Below are 18,733 nucleotides of genomic sequence, written 5' to 3' on the forward strand. Positions count from 1 at the left end.
TCTATGGCAATCCTTTACGAATGGGGCGCCACAGAGTGATCACGAGTCCACCGACTGTGTGTCGACTGTGGAGACGCTGTCTCGATCCCCTAGGTTCCAAGGCCGGAATGTGACCGACATCGCATCACGACACGTACGGATGGGAGTGGATGCCGGATGGTCTCAGCGACGGTGGGCCGGGGTGCGGTCCTCGGAGCGGTCGCGCTCTGTCTGCTCGCGGTCCCGGCGCGGGCCGCGACCGCGGAGCCCGACACCCCCGCGGCAGCGGCGCTTTCGGCGCCCGACACCACGGGCCTTGCCACGGTGCTGCGCTCGGCCCTGGACCAGGGCGCACCAGGAGCGCTCGCCCGGATCGACGACCACGGCGAGACGTACCGGGTGGCCAAGGGCGTGGCCGACCGCGGCACCCGGCGCTCCCTCTCCGCCGGCGACCGGTTCCGCGTCGGCAGCGTCACCAAGACCTTCTCGGCCGTGGTCCTGCTGCAACTCGCCGACGAACACCGGCTCTCGCTCGACGCGCCGGTCGACCGCTACCTGCCGGGGCTGCTGCCCGACGACCGGATCACCGTCCGGCACGTGCTCGGCCACCGCAGCGGGCTGTACGACTACACCGACGACATGTTCGCCCAGAGCGTGTCCGGCTTCGAGGCGGTGCGCAAAAAGGTCTTCACCTACCGGCAGCTGGTCGCGCTCTCCCTGAAGAAGCCCCGTACCAACGCGCCCGGCGCCGCGTACTCCTACTCGAACACCAACTTCGTCGTCGCCGGCCTGCTCATCGAGAAGCTCACGGGCCAGTCCGTGAAGACCGCGTACGAGAACCGCGTCTTCAAACCGCTGAAGCTGCGCGACACGTTCTACGTCCACCCGGACACCGCCATCCCCGGCCGGTACGCCCGCGGCTACCTCACTCCGGACACGGCCGGCGCCGAGCTGGTCGACGCGACCGCGCAGACGGTCTCCTGGGCGCAGAGCGCCGGTGCCATCATCTCCAGCGCCGAGGACCTGAACACGTTCTACTCCGCGCTGCTCGGCGGCAGGCTGCTGTCCCCGGCGCGGCTGGCCGACATGGAGCGCTTCGAGCGGGTGGACAGCACGACGGCCTACGGGCTCGGGCTGCGCCGTCGCACCCTGTCCTGCGGGGTCTCGGTGTACGGCCACACGGGTGCGGTACAGGGGTACTACACGTACGCCTTCGCGACGAAGGACGGCAAGCGCAGTCTCACGGCGGTCACGAACACCTCGAACAACGGGAAGGTGCTGAAGACGCTGGCAAAGGCGCTGGAGCCGGCGTTCTGCGGGAAGCCGAAGGCGTTGCCCGGCGGGGACGGTGCAGCCGTGGAGGAGCAGGCGGAGGAGTAGGCGGAACCAACCGGCACGGGCCCGGCGTTGTACGGAGCAGAGCCATGGGTGGGCCTCTGCCGGGTGGTGTCATGGGTGAGTTGGTCGCCGGGGGGAACGTGACCCTCCCGGAGGGTGCGGTGCGGTTGCGGGTGGCCGGGGCCTTCGATGTGTGTGCCCTCGTCACCGGTGCGGACGGGAAGGTCGGCGGGGACGCCGACTTCGTGTTCTACAACCAGCCGGCGGCCCCCGGCGTCCGGCTGCGCGGTGACACCCTGGACGTCGAACCGGCCCGGCTGCGCACCGGCGCGTGCCGGGTCACCGTCGCGGTCGGCGCGGCCTTGCCCGGCACGCCGCTCGGCCGGCTGCCCGCTCCCCGGCTCGACGTGACCGACCGCGCGGGCCGTACGGTGGCCCGGTTCACGCCGCCGCGCCCCGGCCCGGAGACCGTGCTGCTGCTCGCCGAGCTGTATCCGCGTCCGGGCACCGGCTGGAAGCTGCGGGCGATCGGGCAGGGGTACGCCGACGGACTGGCCGGACTCGCGCGGGACTTCGGCGTGGACGTCGTGGACGACGACGGCGGCGCGCAGGCCTCCGCAGCCGTCCCCGACCCCGGCCGGCGGTCCGGGGCCGTCCCGCCGGCCGCCCGCACCGACGCCTTCCTCACCCCGGTGAACTCCGCTCGCGCTCGCGCCGGTTCTCCACCCGTCACGCCGGAGCCGAGTCTCCTCGTTGCCGCGCAGGGCCACGCGCGGGCCATGGCCGACGCCGGGCGGCTGGGCACCGAGGGCCGCGACGGCGTCTCGGTGCACCAGCGGATCACGGCCGCCGGATACGCGTACGTCACCGTCGGCGAGCACCTGGTCTCCGGCCCGCGCACACCGGCCGAGTTCGTCGCGTACTGCCTGGAATCGGGGCAGGCCCGGCGCACCCTGCTCGACCCGTCCTTCCGGCATGCCGCACTGGCCCATGCCGACGCGGGCGACCGGTACTGGACCGCACTGTGGGCCGCTCCCCTCACCCCGGACGGACTGTCGCGCGCGGCCGCCGAGGTGGTCGCACTGACCAACGCCGAGCGCGGCCGGGCCGGTCTCCGCCCGCTGGCGGTCGATCCGCCGCTGACGGCCGCCGCGCAGGCGCACTGCGCGGACATGGTGGCCCGCGACTTCTACTCCCACACCTCCCCCGACGGCGGCCGGCCCTGGGACCGGGCCGCCGCCGCGGGCTGTCGCCGGCGCACGATCGGCGAGAACATCGCCTGCGGTCAGCGCTCTCCCGCCGAGGTCGTGGAGGGCTGGATGAACAGCCCCGGCCACCGGGCCAACATCCTCACGCGCGGCTTCACGCACATCGGCATCGGCTTCTCGGGCGGCGGCCGGGCGGGCACGTACTGGACGCAGCTGTTCGGTGGCTGAACCGACACATTCCGTGATCTTGGCGGAACGAACCCCTCCGGGACACCATGCCCCGCATGAAGGGTGATCTCTTTTCCAGTCAGCACGTCGTGCAGCCGGCCGTGGAGCCGGGCATGTCCGTCGAGAACGCCAAGTGCATCAAGTACGCGGTGAACGGCGAGATGTACGCCCGCCAGGGCGCGATGGTCGCCTACCGCGGCGACCTGAAGTTCGAGCGCAAGGGGCAGGGCGTCGGCGGCATGCTCAAGCGTGCGGTCACCGGTGAGGGACTGCCGCTCATGGCGGTGCGCGGACGGGGCGAGGCCTGGTTCGCGCACGAGGCGCAGAACTGTTTCATCGTCGAGGTCGAACCCGGCGACCAGTTCACCGTCAACGGCCGCAACGTGCTGTGTTTCGACGCCTCGCTGGCGTACGAGATCAAGACGGTGAAGGGGTCCGGCATCGCCGGCGGCGGCCTGTTCAACAGCGTCTTCTCCGGGCAGGGCCGGCTCGGCCTGGTCTGCGAGGGCAACCCGCTGGTCATACCGGTCTCGGCGCAGGCCCCCGTCTACGTCGACACGGACGCCGTGGTGGGCTGGACCGCGCATCTGCAGACCTCGCTGCACCGCTCGCAGTCCATCGGCTCGATGCTGCGCGGCGGCTCCGGCGAGGCCGTGCAGCTGATGCTCCAGGGCGAGGGACACGTCGTCGTGCGGCCGAGCGAACTGACGCCCCAGAAGACGCAGCAGCACTGAACCTTCACAAGTGAGCCGCGCCGTGCGGGCAACCCCCGCCGTCGTGCCGGCGTCTTGATCGACAACAGACCGAGCCCCGGCCCCTCGGGCCGGGGCATGTTTTCCGAGACGCTATACACGTCATGTATACACATCGTGTATAGAAGGGTACGCATGTACGGCAAGGCTTTCGCCCCTGAGTACCAGGGCGCCCTGACCACCCTGTCCGTCAACTCCTCGCTGGTCGACGTGCTGGCCGAGGGCACCGAGCGGCTGCGCGAGGCCGAGCGGTCCGGGCGTCACGGCGAGGCGGCCCGCTGCGGGCTGGCCGTCGCCGAGGCCCATCGGCGGCTCGGCCAGGTGAGTGACGCGGACCGGGCCTGGAAGGCGAGTTACCGCGCGGCCCGGGAGGCCGGGGACACGGCGGCCATGGCCTGGGCGCTGTGGAGCGGCGGCACCCTGGCCCGGCAGCGCGGGGCGTTCCCGCTGGCCTGGCGGCTGCTGGGGCTCGCGGCCGAACTGGGCGAGCGCGGCGGGGACGTCGTGGTCCGCGGGTACTCGCTGGCCGGACTCGCGGAGACCGGCCGTATCCAGGGCGACTACGAGGCGGTCGGCCGGCTGCACGAGCAGTTGCTGGCCGAGGCCCGCAAGCGCGGAGAGGCCAGGCACACGGTGTGGGCCCTGGAGGGCATCGCGCAGATGCACCGCAACACCGGGGACCACGACACGGCGTACGCCCTGTTCGAGGAAGCCGCGGAGATAGCCGGGCGGGCCGAGGACCGGCGCGGGCACGCCTGGGCGCTGCGCGGGCTCGCCGACGTCCTCTCGGTCCGTGACGGCGACACCGAGCGGGCGCTGGAGCTGCTGTCCGAGGCGGAGGCCACCTGCCGCGCCATGAACCTCTCCAGCGCGCTCGCCTACAACCACAAGATGCGCGGCAACGTCTTCTACCGGGCCGGGCGTTACACCGAGGCCCGCGACCTGTACGAGCTGGCGCTGGAGGAGTTCCGCGCGATGAGCGAGCCCCGGGGCGAGGCGCTGGCCCGTCTCGGCCTGGCCAAGTCGCTGGCCCGCCTCGGCCGGGACCGCGCGGAGACGGCTGCCGAACTCGCGGATCTGGCCCGGGTGTTGGAGCGCAGCGGGCTGAAGCACGCGCGGGAGATGGTGACCCGGGCCCAGCGGGAGTTCGGCCTCGGCACGGAGGTCGTACGGTGACCGCGCTCCCCACGGCGGTACGGGCGCCCCTCGCCGGATCCGAGACCCTCGCCCGTTGCCGGGAGCTGGTGCGGCCGACGCTGACGGAGGCGGTCGGGCGGCTGCACCCCTGGGTCGCCGAGATGGCCGCGTACTCCTTCGGCTGGTGCGACGTCGGCGGGGCACCCGCCGCGGCGCCGGGCGGCAAGGGCGTACGGCAGGCTCTGGCGGTGCTCGGCGCCGAGGCGGCGGGCGCCGACGCGGGGGCCGGCATCCCGGCCGCGGTCGCGGTGGAGCTGGTGCACGCCTTCTCGCTGCTGCACGACGACATCATGGACGGCGACGCGACCCGGCGACGCCGGCCCGCCGTGTGGAAGGCGTACGGCACCGGTCCGGCGGTGCTCGCCGGGGACGCCCTGTTCGCGCTGGCGGTGGAGACGCTCGCCGCCGTGCCGCAGGGGCCCGGCGCCGTGCGGCTGCTCTCGGCGGCGCTCACCGATCTGGTGCACGGGCAGGCCGACGACCTGCTGTTCGCCGCCCGGCCGTGCACCGGTCCGGAGCGGGTGACGCCCGAGGAGTACCGGGCGATGGCGGAGGGCAAGACCGGCGCGCTGCTGGGCTGCGCCGCCGCGCTGGGTGCCACGCTCGGCGGGGCGCCCGAGGCCACGGTGACCGCGCTGGACCGGGCGGGGCGGCATCTGGGTGTCGCCTTCCAGCTGGTCGACGACGTGCTGGGCATCTGGGGCGACCCGGCCGTCACCGGCAAGCCCGTGGGCGGGGATATACGGGAGGGCAAGAAGACCTTCCCGGTGCTGGTGGCGCTCGGCTCCCCGGCGGCCCGGCGGCTGCTCGCGCTGCTCGGCTCGCCCGGCCGGGCCGCGGAGGCGGCCGAGTTGATCGAGGAGGCGGGCGGCCGTACGGCGGCCCTGGCCGAGGCCCGTACGCACACGGCCGCCGCACGGGCACTGCTCGCGGACGCGCCCCTGGCCGCCGGCACCGCCGAGGAGCTGCGCCGACTGCTGGACCTCCTGATGCACCGCGTGCTGTAGTCATGATCCGAAACGGCGTTGACCTCGGCCGTCCCGGCAGGTGAAGGTGCGAGAGGCGCGGTCCTCAGCCCCGCGCCGGAAGGGTGGAGCACTGTGATCGGCATCTCGGACATCGAAGCCGCGGCCCGGCAGATCGCCGGACACGTCGTGCGGACGCCGACCGTGGCGAGCCCCGGCCTGACCGCGCTGCTCGGCGTCCCGGTCACCGCCAAGCTCGAACTGCTCCAGCGCACCGGCTCGTTCAAGGCCCGCGGGGCCACGGCGAAGCTGCTGTCGCTGAGCGAGGCCGAGCGGGCAGCGGGGGTGGTCGCGGTCAGCGGCGGCAACCACGGGATCGCGCTCGCGGTGATGGCGGCGGCCCTCGATGTGAAGGCGACCGTGGTGATGCCGCGTACCGCGCCCGCGCGCTCCATCGGGCTCGCGGAGGAGGCCGGGGCGTCGGTGCGGCTGACCGACGGCATGGACAGCGCGTTCCAGCTGGTGACACGGCTGCGGGACGAGGGACTGACGCTGGTCCATCCGTTCGACGACCCGGTCGTGATCGCCGGGCAGGGCACCGTGGGCCTGGAGTTGGCTCAGGACGCCCCCGAGCTGACGGACGTCGTCGTCAGCATCGGTGGCGGGGGCCTGATCGCCGGGATCGCGGCGGCCCTGCGCGCCAAGCGGCCCGGGGTGCGCGTGTGGGGCGTGGAGACCGAGGGCGCCGAGGCCATGTCCGCCGCACTCGCGGCCGGCGCACCGCTGCCGGTGCCGCTGTCGTCCGTGGTCACCACGCTCAGCGCGCCCTCGGTGTCGCAGCTGACCTATGATCACGTCTCCGCGCTGGTCGAGGAGGTCCTGGTGGTCCCGGACCGGGACGCCGTGCAGGGCTGCCTGGACCTCGCCGAGCACGCCAAGGTGTGGGCGGAGCCGGCCGCGGGCTGCCTGCTGCCGGCGGCCCGTCAGGTGATCGCACGCGTCGGCGGGCGCGCCCGACTCGGGCTCGTGGTGTGCGGAGGCAACACGACCCCCCGGGAACTCACCGGGTGGGCCGACCGCTTCGGTCTGACGTGACACCTGTCGTGAGCCGGGGCGGCGCGCCCGCGCCTACCGTCGGTTACCCGCAGGTCGAGAAACCGACGGGAGAGGTCGACCCAAACCCGCAAGCCCTTTCCCGCTGTTGAATAAAAGGCAAGAACGGGCCCGGGTTGAGGATTCTTTGAACGCACCCCCGCGCACCCCGCGTACCTCTGGGAAATACCAGGCAGGGGTTGCAGCGAGGGATGACCATGGCCAAGGCGCACGTCTCCGCACACGAGTTGGTGGCCGGGCGGTACCGGCTGCTGGAGGTATTCGCCCGCGAGACGAACCGCCTGTGGTGGTACGCCGAGGACGTGACGGCGCAGCAGCCCCGGCTGGTGGCGCAGACCGCCCTTCCGGAGCCCTCCGCCGACGACACCGCGCGCCGGGTGACGGCCCGGATCATCCGGGCCTCCGAGACCATGCGGCTGCTGCGCCCCGGCCGGGTCGCCACCGTCGTCGACGCCGTGGTGGAGGCCGGCACCCTGTGGACGGTCACCGAGTGGATCGACGGCACGCTCCTGAGCGAACTCCTCGATCGCGAGGGCTCCTTCAACGCCGTACGCGCGGCGCGGGTCGGCCTGGATCTGCTCGATGTGCTCGGGGCCGCCCACGACGAGGGCATCACCCACGGCGAGCTGAGCCCGGCCCAGCTGTTCGTAAGGGAGGACGGCCCTGTCGTCGTCACCGGGTTCGGGCTGGCGGGGTCGACCCTCGTCCCCCGGCTCACGGCGCCGTCGTACGCCTCGCCGGAGCAGGCCCGCGACGAGCGCATCGGCCCGGCCGCCGACCTGTGGGCGCTCGGCGCGCTGCTGTACACGATGGTCGAGGGCCGCCCGCCGTTCCGTGATCGCGGCCGGCCGGACGCCACGCTCAAGGCCGTGGACCGGCTGCCGCTGCGCACCCCGCTGCGGGCGGGCCCGCTGACCCAGCCGGTCCAGGGGCTGCTGCGCAAGAACTCGGTCGAGCGGCTGACCCGGCCGGTGGTCCACGAGGCCCTCACCCGGGCCCTGACCGAGGACCCGGACGCGGACCGGGAGCCGGCCCCCGTGCCGCGGGTGCGCGGCGCGTACCGGGGCGTGCGCCTGGCCGGACCGGGGCGGGGCAGAAGAGCGCTGATCGCGGGCACCGTGCTGGCCACGGTGACCGTCACGGCCGCCGTCCTGGCGGCGACCCACCTGCTGCCCGGCACCGACACGGCGGCGGAGCGACCGCCCCGGACCACCGCCTCGCCCACCCCCGCCGACCGGCCCACCGGTGACGACACTCCCGCGGCCACCCCCGCACCGACCGCCACGACCACCAAGCCCACCTCCGTCCTGCCGGCCGGCTACCGGCGCTACACCGCTCCGGAAGGCTTCTCCGTGGCGCTCCCCGACGGCTGGAAACGGCTGACCACCACCCGCGCGACCGACGGCGCCTACCGCGTCACGTTCGGCGGCGGCGACTCCCCCACCCTCGCCGTCACGTACACCGAGCGGGTCGACGCGGACCCGGTCACCGTCTGGCGCGACGACGTGGAGCCGGAGCTGAAGAAGCTCCCGGGCTACGAACGCGTCGGCGAGGTCCGGGCCGCCACCTACCAGGGCCACAGGGCCGCCGACCTCGAGTGGCTGGCGGGGGCCGGGGACGCGCGGGTGCGCACCTTCGGGCGGGGATTCCTCCTGGGCGACCGGCGCGGGTTCTCCCTGCGCTTCACCACCCAGGCCGCCACCTGGGACGACGCGGCCAACCGGCGGGCGCTGAAGACGTTCCTGCAGACGTTCCGTACGGCGGAGGACTGACCCGCGCGCCCGGCCGTTTCCCCCCGGCCGACCCGGGGACTCGCCCCTTATGGTGCAAATCGGATACACGATGATGACCGAGCAGGCCGGCCCCCGGGACCTGGTGGACCACGTGGTGCGGGCCGAGGAGTCCGGGTTCGACTTCTCCGTGATCTCGGACCACTACTTCCCGTGGCTGCGTTCCCAGGGGCACTCCTCGTACGCGTGGAGCGTGCTGGGCGCCGCCGCCCAGGCCACCTCGCGCATCCCCCTGATGACCTACGTCACCTGCCCCGTCCTGCGCTACCACCCGGCGATCGTGGCGCAGAAGGCGGCGACGGTGCAGCTGCTGTCCCAGGGCAGGTTCCGGCTCGGCCTCGGCGCCGGCGAGAACCTGAACGAGCACGTCGTGGGCGGCGGCTGGCCGCCCGTGGACGTACGCCACGAGATGCTCGAAGAGGCGGTGGAGATCATCCGCGCGCTGTTCGAGGGCGGCCATGTCACCCACCACGGGCAGCACTACGACGTGGAGTCGGCCCGCCTGTGGGACCTGCCGCAGGACGCCCCGCCGATCGGCATCGCCGTCTCGGGCGAGCAGTCCTGCAAGCTCGCCGGCCACCTCGCCGACCTGGTCATCGCGACCGAGCCCGAGGCGGGCCTGCTGGAGGCCTTCGACCGGCACGGCGGGACCGGCAAGCCCCGGGTCGGCCAGCTGCCGGTGTGCTACGACACCGACCGGGACACGGCGATCAAGCGCGCCCACTCCCAGTTCCGCTGGTTCGGACTGGGCTGGAAGGTGAACGCCGAACTGCCGCATCCGGACTCCTTCGAGGCCGCGACGCAGTTCGTGACCGAGGACGACGTCGCCTCCGCCATCCCGTGCGGCGACGACCCGGACGCCTTCGTGGAGGCCGTACGGCCCTACGCGGAGGCCGGGTTCGGGGAGGTAGCCCTCGTGCAGATCGGCGGTGACACACAGCAGGAGTACCTGGACTGGTCGGCGAAGACCCTGCTGCCCGCGCTGCGGGAGGCGTACGGCTGACACCTCCCGCCCTCCCGGGCATGGCCCGTGAGCCGATCGGGAGGGCCCGGAGGGCAGGCCCGCCAAAGCATGCCAATCGGCCCATATAGGCTTTCCTGTCTGCACCCGGCTCCGGGTGCGGTTCCGATCATGCCCGCAGGAGAGTCATCCGTGACCCTGGTCATCGAGCCGTCGCCCGAGACGTCCGCCCCGGCCGCGCCGCCGCTGTCCGACCTGGTGGCGCGCGACGCCCGCGAGTTCGGCGTGTACGCGCGCACCGGAGGCTGGGCCTTCGCGCTGATGGTGGCCCGCAGTGTGCGTCCGGGCGGGCAGGCCGCCGGTGAGACGCCGAAGGTGTCGGCGAAGGAGTTCGCCGAGCTGGCCGGCTGCTCCCCGGAACGGGTCATGCGCTACTACAAGGCCTGGGACCGGGCGGCCGACGACGGACTCGTCCCGCACTTCGAGGCCCTCCGGCCGGGCCAGGAGGCCGACCTCCCGGACGCCGACGCGTGGCTCGGCTACTACGTCTCCCGCAACAGCGCCACCTCCGAACGCGGCACCGCCATCGCCCAGGCCGCCGAGGCCGAGGGCATCCGCCCCACCAAGGCGCTGGAGGTCGCCGAGAACCCGACCGCGCTGCGCGCCGCGATCCTCGCCGACCCCTCCACCGCCCGCGCGGCCCGCGCCGCCCTGCTGGACCGGCTCAGGGAGGACCCCGACCTGCAGGCCGAGCTGGCCCGTGACGTCGTACGCACCGACGACCTGAAGAAGGCCGTCGCGACCGAGAGCCGCGCGGCCGACCGGATCGGCTACGTCCGCCAGATCGCCGAGTCCGGGCAGATCAGGACCCCCGCCGGGCAGACCGTGCAGGCACCCGGTGAGCTGCGCGAGGAGGCCGAGCGGCATCTGTCGCTGATCGACGAGCTGGAGGACGACGAGGACACCGGCGAGTGGGCCACCGAGGCCTACGACACCATGAGGTCGCTCGTCGTCGAGGCGGTCGAGGCCGATCCCGAACTGCGCGTCCAGGAGCGCCGGACCAAGTTCTACAGCAGCCTGCAGAAGGCGACCAGGGCGTTCGAGGAGCTGACCTTCGACGACGCCCAGGACTTCTACGAGGACGACATGGTCCAGCGGCTGGAGGAGCTTCAGCAGGCGATCGGCGGCTGCCTGGCCGCCTTGCGGGGAGTCCACGGGAATCAGTCGCACGGGTGAGCGTTGTGGGCACGACGGGGGTACTAGAGGGCTCTACGCCGATCGTTCCCGGAGGCCCTCGCGTGAACTCGTTCGTGCACAAGACCCTGGTGGTACAGCTCCGCGCGGGAGGCACCGAGCGGTGTCCCGTGCTCGCCCATCTCAGTTACGACGCCGAGGACCCGTTCGCCGTCACCGCCGTCTTCGGCCACGACGGCCGGGTGCTGGCCTGCTGGCGGCTGGACCGGGAGATGCTCTCCGACGGCATGAACAGGCCGGTCGGCGTGGGCGACGTACGGGTGCGGCCCGCCGCCACCGGGTCGTGCCATGAGCTGCGCCTGGAGTTCCTCGGGGACCACCGGCCCGACGGCAGCCGGCACCACGCGGTGGTGTTCGCCTGGGCCCCGGCGATCGCCGCGTTCCTGCGCGACACCCACCAGGTCGTACCGCCGGGGCAGGAACACGTGCCCGTCGACGAGTTGCTGGCGGAGATCCTCTCCGGGGCTGAGTAGCCGTACTCATGTCCTCGGCCCCGGCCGGCGCCACGATGGGGCTCCTACGACGCCTCGAGGCAAGGAGCCCGGCCGTGACCGCAGTGCACCCCGTCCCGCTTTCCGTACCGCGCCGTGTGCCGCCCGCCGTGTTCGCCGGGGTGGCGGCCGTCGGGCTCGCCGTGTCGGCGTGGGGCGTGCGCGACCGCACGACCTGGTGCCTGGAGACCGTGTGGGCACTGGTGGGCCTGCCCCTGGTGGTGCTGGTGTGGCGGCGCTTCCCGCTGACGGGGCTGCTGTGCGGGCTGCTCGCCGCGCACGCGCTGGTCCTCGCGGTGGGCGGCCACTACACCTACGCGCAGGTCCCGGCGGGCGACTGGGTGCGCGACACGTTCGGCCTCGACCGCAACCCGTACGACCGCTTCGGGCACCTCATGCAGGGATTCGTACCGGCGATCCTGGTCCGCGAACTGCTCAGCCGTACCTCGCCGCTGCGCGGCAGCCGCTGGCTTGCGCCGCTCACCGTCTGCGCCTGCCTCGCGTTCAGCGCCTGCTTCGAGCTGCTGGAGTGGCTGGCCGCCGAGATCGGCGGGCACGGCGCGGACGCGTTCCTCGCCACCCAGGGCGACGTGTGGGACACCCAGTGGGACATGTGCTGCGCCCTGATCGGGGCCGTGCTCTCGCTGCTGCTGCTCGGCCGGGTCCACGACCGTCAGCTGCGGACGCTGCGGCGGTGAGGCCCCCGGGCGGGCGGGTGACTAGTCGTCCGACCGGGAGGTGTGCCTGCGGCGGGCCCACAGGGGCAGGCCGTACCAGCAGACGAGGTACCACGCGACGACGGCCGCCACCAGGTACGGCACATAGCTGTCGTGGGTGGCCACCCGGAGGATCAGCAGCAGGGAGGACGTCATCGTGGCGAGCAGCAGGACCAGCCCGACGAACGTCATCCTCGACGCCAGCCGCACCGCCTGCGGCTTGACCCGGCGCCCTGAGACCAGGCGGTGCAGGGACACCGGGCCGATGAGGGCGCCGGTCGCGCAGGCGCCGAGGACGACGGTGACGATGTAGATGACCTGGTTCGCGGGGGTGAGTTCGGAGTACTTCGGCTGGAAGACCACCGTCAGCAGGAAACCGAACAGGATCTGCACGCCCGTCTGCGCCACGCGGACCTCCTGGATGAGTTCACCCCACATCCGGTCGGCCCGCTCCTCCTCGGACTCGTTTCGCCCTCTGCGCCGCCCTTCCTCCGTCATGCGGTTGCGTGTAACCGCCCGGCCGTTCGTTCAAACGGGTGTGCTCATGGTCACCGCCGGTTCACACGGTGTGCGCCCCGGGCCTCACCAGCGGTGCTCGACCTGGGCCTTGATCCGGCGGTCGTACAGCTCCTGGATCGCGGCGGACGTCTCCGGCGGCAGTGGCGGCAGCTTGGCCGCGGCCGCGTTCGCGCGGGCCTGCTCCGTGGTGCGCGCACCCGGAATCACCGTGGTCACCCCGTCCTGCTCGATGATCCAGCGCAGGGCCAGCTGGGCCGGTGTGCAGCCCTCCGGGGCGAGCGCGGCGAACTCGGCGGCCGCCTCGACACCGGTCTCGTAGTCGACGCCGGAGAAGGTCTCGCCCTGGTCGAAGGCCTCGCCGTGCCGGTTGAAGGTGCGGTGGTCGTTGGCCGCGAACACGGTGTCCTTCGTGTACTTGCCGGACAGCAGGCCGGAGGCGAGCGGCACCCGCGCGATGATGCCGACGCCGGCCTCGCGCGCGGCGGGCAGCACCTCGCGCAGGGGCTTCATCCGGAACGGGTTGAGGATGATCTGCACGCTCGCCACGTTCGGCCGGGCGATCGCCGTCAGCGCCTCCGCGCAGGTCTCCACGCTCACCCCGTACGCCGCGACACGCTCCTCCTCCACCAGGGTGTCCAGGGCGTCGAACACCTCGTCCGAGGAGTAGACCGGGGTGGGCGGGCAGTGCAGCTGGACCAGGTCGATGCGGTCGACGCCGAGGTTGCGGCGCGAGCGGTCGTTCCAGGCGCGGAAGTTGTCCAGGACGTAGTTCTCGGGGATCTGCTCGACCCGGCGCCCCATCTTGGTGGCCACCAGCACATGCAGATCGGGCCGGCTGCTCAGGAACGAGGCGATGGTCTCCTCGCTGCGCCCGTCACCGTACACATCGGCCGTGTCGAAGAAGGTGACCCCCGACTCGGCCGCGGCCTCCAGGACGGACAGGGCCTGCTTGTCGTCCACGTCGCCCCAGTCGGCGCCCAGCTGCCACGTGCCGAGCCCGACCACCGATGCCCACTGACCCGACCTGTCGATTACGCGTTCGTCCATGGCGTCAGTGTGTCACCCGGCGCACGTCCGGCGGAGCGGGCCGCTCCGGTGGGCGACCCGTGCGTTTTTCACTCGCACGAGTGACATGGGCCGACGGAGCGCGGGGTGATGTGTACCGGCCTTTAGCGTGACCACGTGATCGATCGTCCAGAGAGCAACCATGTCGCCCCAGGCGCTGCTTCGAGCCCTGTCAGCCGTCGCGGCCTCCTGCGTTCCGCCGCCGCCCTGGCCGCCGCCCCGGTCCTGATCGCGGCCGACCCGGCGGTGGCCGCGGCCGAACTCCCGGGATTCCCGGCGGAGGTGGCGCTCTACCGCTCGGCGTACCGCAACTGGGTGGGCGAGATCACCGCCGACGGGCTGTGGGCCTGCGCCCCGGCCGGAGGGGAGCAGGTGCTCGCCGTCGTCGACTGGGCCTGGCGCAACGGCAGGCGGGTCCGGCCGCGCGGCTGCTCGCACGGCTGGTCGCCGCTGACGGTCACCGAGGGGACGACCGCCGACGCGCCGGTCCTGCTCGTGGACACCGCGCCGCATCTGACCCGGCTGGAGCTGGAGTCCGCCTCCACCGTGCGCGCCGGTACCGGCGTCACCCTGGAGGCCCTGCTCGGCTTTCTGGAGGAGCATGGCCTGGGCCTCACTGCGACACCCGCGCCCGGCGATCTGACCCTGGGCGGCGCCCTGGCGATCGACGCGCACGGCACCGCCGTACCGGCCGAGGGCGAACGGCCGTCGCCCGGCGGCACCTACGGCTCGCTGAGCAATCGCGTGCTGGAGCTGACGGCGGTGGTGTGGGACGCGGGCAGCGGGGCCTACGTGCTGCGGACCTTCCGCCGCGAGGAGGCGGACTGTGCCGCGCTGCTGACCCATCTCGGCCGGTCCTTCGTCACCGAGGTGGTGCTCCGGGTCGGCCCGGACACCGGTCTGCGCTGTGTGAGCCGTACGGACATCCCGGCGCGCGAGCTGTTCGCGCCGCCCGGTTCCGGCGGGCGCGCGCTGGAGACGTTCCTGCGGCGCTCGGGCCGCGTCGAGGCAATCTGGTTCGCCTTCACCGAGTTCCCGTGGCTGAAGGAGTGGAGCGTCGCCCCGGTCCGGCCGGCCGGCTCACGGCACGTCACCTCGCCGTACAACTACCCCTTCTCCGACCGTGTGCCGACTCCGGTCGCCGACCTGGTCGGGCGGCTGGTGTCGGGCGCGGCCTGGTATCTGGCGCCGGTCCTCGGCGCCGCGCAGCTCGAGGCGGCCACCCTCGGGCTCGCGGCCACGCGGTCCGCCGATCTGTGGGGACCGTCGAAGAACACGCTGCTGTACCTGCGGCCCACCACGCTGCGGGTGACCGCGAACGGGTACGCGGTACTCACCACGCGGACCGGGGTGCAGCGGGTGGTGCACGAGTTCACCAGCCATTACCGCGAGCGGCTCGCCGCGTACGCGGCCCGCGGCCGGTTCCCGGTCAACGGGTCGGTGGAGATCCGGGTGACCGGCCTCGACGACCCGGCCGACACCGGCGTGGACGGCGCCCGCGCCCCGCTGCTGTCGGCGCTGCGGCCGTACGGAGCCCGCCCCGAATGGGACACCGCGGTCTGGCTGGACGTGCTGACCCTGCCCGGGACGCCGCACGCGGAGGCGTTCCTGCGGGAGCTGGAGCGGTTCCTCCTCGGCACGTACGACGGCGGGTACGGCCTCGCGCGTGTGGAGTGGTCCAAGGGGTGGGCGTACACCGAGGACGCGGTCTGGAGCGACGCGGAGGTGCTGGAGGCGGCCGTGCCCGGCTCGTTCGAGACGGGCGTGTGGGAGCAGGCCGTGCAGACGCTGGACCGTCTGGATCCGCACCGGGTGTTCGCCAACGGCTTCCTCGACCGTCTCCTGCGCTGACCGCGCGGACTACCCCTCGAAGTAGTGGCCCTCGTCGAGGTCCGCGAGGAGTCCGTTCTCGCGCGGCTGCCAGCCGAGCAGCTTGCGCGTGAGCGCGCTCGACGTGGGGTTGTCGACCCCGGCGAACCGGCCGAGGAAGCCGAAGTGCGCGCCGGCCTCGTCGGCGGTCAGGCCGGCCACGGGCACGCCCAGGTGCCGGCCGATGACCCCGGCGACGTCCCGGAAGGGCACCCCCTCCTCGTCGGTGCCGTGCAGCCGGGAGCCGGCCGGTGCGTTCTCCAGGGCCAGCCGGTACAGGCGGGCCGCGTCGAACCGGTGGACACCGGGCCAGCGGTTGGTGCCGTCGCCGACGTAGGCCGCCACGCCCTTCTCCCGGGCGATCCGGACCAGACGCGGCACGAAGCCCCGGTCGCCGCGGCCGTGCACGGACGGGGCGAGCCGGACCAGCGAGGTGCGGACGCCGCGTGCGGCCAGCGCGAGCGTGGCGTCCTCGGACGCGGTCCGGTGCGTTCCGGCCGCGGGCGCGTCCTCCTCGGTGACGAGGCGGCCCGCCGGCGCGATCGCCGTGCCCGAGGTGACCACGAAGGGCCGGCCGGAGCCGGCCAGCGCGGGGCGGCACAAGGACGCCGGCCGCGGCTGAGCGCCCAGCGGTCCGTCCGCGGTCCTCGCAGGCCGGGTCGGCCGCGTGGGCCGGCCAGGAGACGCGCTGCCGGCTGTGGCCGGACGAGGTCCGTGCGGACGAGACGGGCACGGCCGTGGGGCGGCGCCGTCGGGCACGGAGGAACGGCTTCGGGCAGTGCGGGAGCGGGGCCGGTCAGCCGCGGTGGGCGGCCGACCGGGCGTGCAGGGCCCGTGCGGCCCTCGGCCCGAGCCAGCGTTGAACCTGCGCAGCGGCTCCAGCTGCCCGGCCGCCTTGTCGAGGCCGTAGTACAGCTGGGGCGGGACGTACGGCAGCAGGGGCGACCCCGCGGGCCCTCCTCCGACACAGACGATCTTCACCCTACACACCCCCGACAGTCACCGAACGTTGTCGATCGGCACCGCAGGGCAGTAGGGGCGGGACTGTCCGATCGCGTCAGTTTCACGCGGTGAGCCGCGCCACTCGGACGGAGGGCGCGCGAGAAGGATCACCGCGAATCCGGGCACCCCGGCAAGGAATTGCCCGTTCCGGGGTGGATCGAGCCGTCGCCACAGCAAGATCATCTTTGTTCAACCCTGTACGACATGTGGCTAATTGTCCGGATCACAGCCAACCGGTTCCGGGGGATTTCTTCCGTTCCCGGACCCCCGGATAGGCATGCGACGTCACCACCGGAACGATCTCCAGGAGGACCCGCATGCCCGACATCACCCGGCGCCGCGCGCTCACCGCGGCAGCCGCCCTCGCCGCGACGGCCGGAGCCGCCACCGTCGCCGCACCCCTCGCCTCGGCCCTCACCTCCGGCACCTCGGCCGCCGGTCACGACCACACCGCGCCGGAGACCTTCGACGAGGTCTACAAGGGCCGCCGGATACAGGGCCGCGCGGCCGGAGGCGGTCACCACCACGAACACGGCGGCGGCTACGCGGTGTTCGTGGACGGGGTGCAGCTGCACGTGATGCGGAACGCCGACGGCAGCTGGATCAGCGTCGTCAGCCACTACGACCCGGTGCCCACCCCCCGCGCCGCCGCCCGTGCCGCGGTGGACGAGCTGCAGGGCGCGCCGCTGCTGCCCTTCCCCGCCAACTGACCGCCCCCGCAAGGACTTACGGAGCACCACGCACCATGACCGTACGCAAGAACCAGGCCACTCTGACCGCCGGCGAGAAGAAGCGGTTCACCGCCGCCCTCATCGAACTGAAGCGCAGTGGACGCTACGACGACTTCGTCCGCACGCACAACGAGTTCATCATGTCCGACACCGACAGCGGCGAGCGGACCGGCCACCGCTCCCCGTCCTTCCTGCCGTGGCACCGCAGATTCCTGCTCGACTTCGAGCAGGCGCTGCAGTCCGTGGACGCCTCGGTGGCGCTGCCGTACTGGGACTGGAGCACCGACCGCACGGTCCGCGCCTCGCTGTGGGCGCCGGACTTCCTCGGCGGCACCGGGCGCAGCACGGACGGCAGGGTGACGGACGGCCCGTTCGCCGCGGCCACCGGCAACTGGCCGATCAACGTACGGGTGGACGGCCGCACCTTCCTGCGCCGCTCGCTCGGCACGAGCGTGCGCGAGCTGCCGACGCCGGCCGAGGTCGAGTCGGTGCTGGCGATGGCCACGTACGACATGGCGCCGTACAACAGCGCCTCGGACGGCTTCCGCAACCACCTGGAGGGCTGGCGCGGGGTCAACCTGCACAACCGGGTCCATGTGTGGGTCGGCGGGCAGATGGCCACCGGGGTCTCCCCCAACGACCCGGTGTTCTGGCTGCACCACGCCTACGTCGACAAGCTGTGGGCCGAGTGGCAGCGCCGGCACCCGGGCTCCGGGTACGTGCCCACGGCCGGCACGCCGGACGTCATCGACCTGAACGACACGATGAAGCCGTGGAACGACGTGCGCCCGGCGGAGCTGCTGGACCACTCGAAGCACTACACGTTCGACGCCTGATCAGGCCTCGGAGGTACGGCACTCCGGGTGGCCCCAGCCCTGCGCGTTCTTGGCGATCGGCTCGCCGGCCGCGTAGGAGCGGCCGCACGGGCAGCGGCCGGGGAACTTCGCCTTGATGGTGCGGGAGGACGCTCCGCCGCCGGTGCGGCGGGGCGCCGCCTTCCTGCGCGGGGCGGCCGCCTTCGGGGTGTCGGGCGACGGCGGCGGTTCCGGGGAGCCGAGCGCGCTGCCGGCCGCCTCCTGGACCGAGGCGGCCTGGCTGGCGGCGCGGTCGGCGAAGTCGTTCAGCGGGTCGCCGTCGACCTGGTGGGCCGGGACATAGCGGAACTCGACGGTCCGGCCGGCGAGGAGGTCGTCGATGCGGACCACCAGGTCCTGGTTGGCGACCGGCTTGCCGGCGGCCGTCTTCCAGCCGTTGCGCTTCCAGCCGGGCAGCCAGGTGGTGACGGCCTTCATCGCGTACTGGGAGTCCATCCGGATCTCCAGCGGGACGTCCGGCTCGACGGCGGACAGCAGCCGCTCCAGCGCGGTCAGTTCGGCGACGTTGTTGGTGGCCCGGCCGAGCGGGCCCGACTCCCAGCGGTCCGGGGTCCGCTCATCGCCGCCGGAGACCACCCACGCCCATCCGGCCGGTCCGGGGTTTCCCTTCGAAGCCCCGTCGCACGCGGCCACCACACGTTCACGCATGCGCACGATCATGCCATGACCGTGGGGGCCGG

General features: G+C 73.1%; 18 protein-coding genes. 14 read left to right on the forward strand and 4 right to left on the reverse strand.

The window, feature by feature from the left end; genetic code table 11:
* Nucleotides 1-156 precede the first annotated feature (156 nt).
* From ACZ5CW_RS05070 to ACZ5CW_RS05120, 11 genes are all read left to right on the forward strand, one after another.
* The gene (locus ACZ5CW_RS05070) at nt 157-1,359 is read left to right on the forward strand and encodes a serine hydrolase domain-containing protein (RefSeq protein ID WP_468598477.1); all 1,203 of its coding nucleotides are present in this window, start codon (nt 157-159) and stop codon (nt 1,357-1,359) included.
* Nucleotides 1,360-1,430: 71 nt separating this feature from the next.
* Nucleotides 1,431-2,753: a CAP domain-containing protein gene (locus ACZ5CW_RS05075; protein WP_468598479.1), complete on the forward strand. Its 1,323-nt coding sequence runs from the start codon at nt 1,431-1,433 to the stop codon at nt 2,751-2,753.
* Between the two features lie 56 nt (nt 2,754-2,809).
* Complete coding sequence (locus ACZ5CW_RS05080; protein WP_468598480.1) at nt 2,810-3,487, forward strand: AIM24 family protein; 678 nt, start codon at nt 2,810-2,812, stop codon at nt 3,485-3,487.
* A gap of 153 nt (nt 3,488-3,640) precedes the next feature.
* Nucleotides 3,641-4,681 carry a tetratricopeptide repeat protein gene (locus tag ACZ5CW_RS05085; RefSeq protein WP_468598482.1) on the forward strand — a complete coding sequence of 347 codons (1,041 nt, stop codon included), beginning with the start codon at nt 3,641-3,643 and terminating at the stop codon, nt 4,679-4,681.
* Nucleotides 4,678-5,709 carry a polyprenyl synthetase family protein gene (locus ACZ5CW_RS05090; protein ID WP_468598484.1) on the forward strand — a complete coding sequence of 344 codons (1,032 nt, stop codon included), beginning with the start codon at nt 4,678-4,680 and terminating at the stop codon, nt 5,707-5,709. Before ACZ5CW_RS05085 ends, ACZ5CW_RS05090 begins: the two co-directional genes overlap by 4 nt.
* A 93-nt stretch (nt 5,710-5,802) precedes the next feature.
* Nucleotides 5,803-6,762 carry a pyridoxal-phosphate dependent enzyme gene (locus ACZ5CW_RS05095; RefSeq protein ID WP_468598485.1) on the forward strand — a complete coding sequence of 320 codons (960 nt, stop codon included), beginning with the start codon at nt 5,803-5,805 and terminating at the stop codon, nt 6,760-6,762.
* A 209-nt stretch (nt 6,763-6,971) separates the two neighbouring features.
* Nucleotides 6,972-8,552, forward strand: a complete 1,581-nt coding sequence (locus ACZ5CW_RS05100; protein ID WP_468598486.1) for a serine/threonine protein kinase — start codon at nt 6,972-6,974, stop codon at nt 8,550-8,552.
* Nucleotides 8,553-8,601: 49 nt separating this feature from the next.
* Complete coding sequence (locus ACZ5CW_RS05105) at nt 8,602-9,573, forward strand: LLM class F420-dependent oxidoreductase (protein WP_468598488.1); 972 nt, start codon at nt 8,602-8,604, stop codon at nt 9,571-9,573.
* 150 nt (nt 9,574-9,723) lie between these two features.
* The gene (locus ACZ5CW_RS05110; RefSeq protein WP_468598490.1) at nt 9,724-10,767 is read left to right on the forward strand and encodes a hypothetical protein; all 1,044 of its coding nucleotides are present in this window, start codon (nt 9,724-9,726) and stop codon (nt 10,765-10,767) included.
* Nucleotides 10,768-10,829: 62 nt separating this feature from the next.
* On the forward strand, nt 10,830-11,258 hold the full coding sequence (locus ACZ5CW_RS05115) for an SsgA family sporulation/cell division regulator (RefSeq protein WP_468598492.1): 429 nt from the start codon (nt 10,830-10,832) through the stop codon (nt 11,256-11,258).
* A 116-nt stretch (nt 11,259-11,374) separates the two neighbouring features.
* Complete coding sequence (locus ACZ5CW_RS05120; RefSeq protein ID WP_468599039.1) at nt 11,375-11,974, forward strand: DUF2238 domain-containing protein; 600 nt, start codon at nt 11,375-11,377, stop codon at nt 11,972-11,974.
* A 21-nt stretch (nt 11,975-11,995) separates the two neighbouring features.
* On the opposite strand, the gene ACZ5CW_RS05125 is transcribed toward ACZ5CW_RS05120, so the two are convergent.
* Both ACZ5CW_RS05125 and ACZ5CW_RS05130 read right to left on the reverse strand, forming a co-directional pair.
* Complete coding sequence (locus ACZ5CW_RS05125; RefSeq protein WP_468598494.1) at nt 11,996-12,490, reverse strand: DUF6328 family protein; 495 nt, start codon at nt 12,488-12,490, stop codon at nt 11,996-11,998.
* Nucleotides 12,491-12,574: 84 nt separating this feature from the next.
* On the reverse strand, nt 12,575-13,558 hold the full coding sequence (locus ACZ5CW_RS05130) for an aldo/keto reductase (protein ID WP_468598495.1): 984 nt from the start codon (nt 13,556-13,558) through the stop codon (nt 12,575-12,577).
* 135 nt (nt 13,559-13,693) lie between these two features.
* Between ACZ5CW_RS05130 and ACZ5CW_RS05135 the strand changes: the two genes are divergently transcribed.
* Nucleotides 13,694-15,427: a cholesterol oxidase substrate-binding domain-containing protein gene (locus ACZ5CW_RS05135; RefSeq protein ID WP_468598496.1), complete on the forward strand. Its 1,734-nt coding sequence runs from the start codon at nt 13,694-13,696 to the stop codon at nt 15,425-15,427.
* A gap of 9 nt (nt 15,428-15,436) precedes the next feature.
* On the opposite strand, the gene ACZ5CW_RS05140 is transcribed toward ACZ5CW_RS05135, so the two are convergent.
* Nucleotides 15,437-16,048 carry a Rossmann-fold NAD(P)-binding domain-containing protein gene (locus ACZ5CW_RS05140; protein ID WP_468598498.1) on the reverse strand — a complete coding sequence of 204 codons (612 nt, stop codon included), beginning with the start codon at nt 16,046-16,048 and terminating at the stop codon, nt 15,437-15,439.
* Nucleotides 16,049-16,764: 716 nt separating this feature from the next.
* On the opposite strand from ACZ5CW_RS05140, the gene melC1 reads away from it, so the two are divergent.
* Nucleotides 16,765-17,157, forward strand: coding sequence for an apotyrosinase chaperone MelC1 (gene melC1 / locus ACZ5CW_RS05145; protein ID WP_468598499.1), 393 nt, complete (start codon nt 16,765-16,767; stop codon nt 17,155-17,157).
* 35 nt (nt 17,158-17,192) lie between these two features.
* Nucleotides 17,193-18,014: a tyrosinase MelC2 gene (gene melC2 / locus ACZ5CW_RS05150; RefSeq protein ID WP_468598501.1), complete on the forward strand. Its 822-nt coding sequence runs from the start codon at nt 17,193-17,195 to the stop codon at nt 18,012-18,014.
* Here the strand turns inward: melC2 and ACZ5CW_RS05155 are convergent, their stop codons facing one another.
* Nucleotides 18,015-18,713: a ribonuclease H family protein gene (locus ACZ5CW_RS05155; RefSeq protein ID WP_468598503.1), complete on the reverse strand. Its 699-nt coding sequence runs from the start codon at nt 18,711-18,713 to the stop codon at nt 18,015-18,017.
* Between the last annotated feature and the right edge of the window lie 20 nt (nt 18,714-18,733).

Source organism: Streptomyces sp. NPDC031379 (assembly GCF_055569615.1).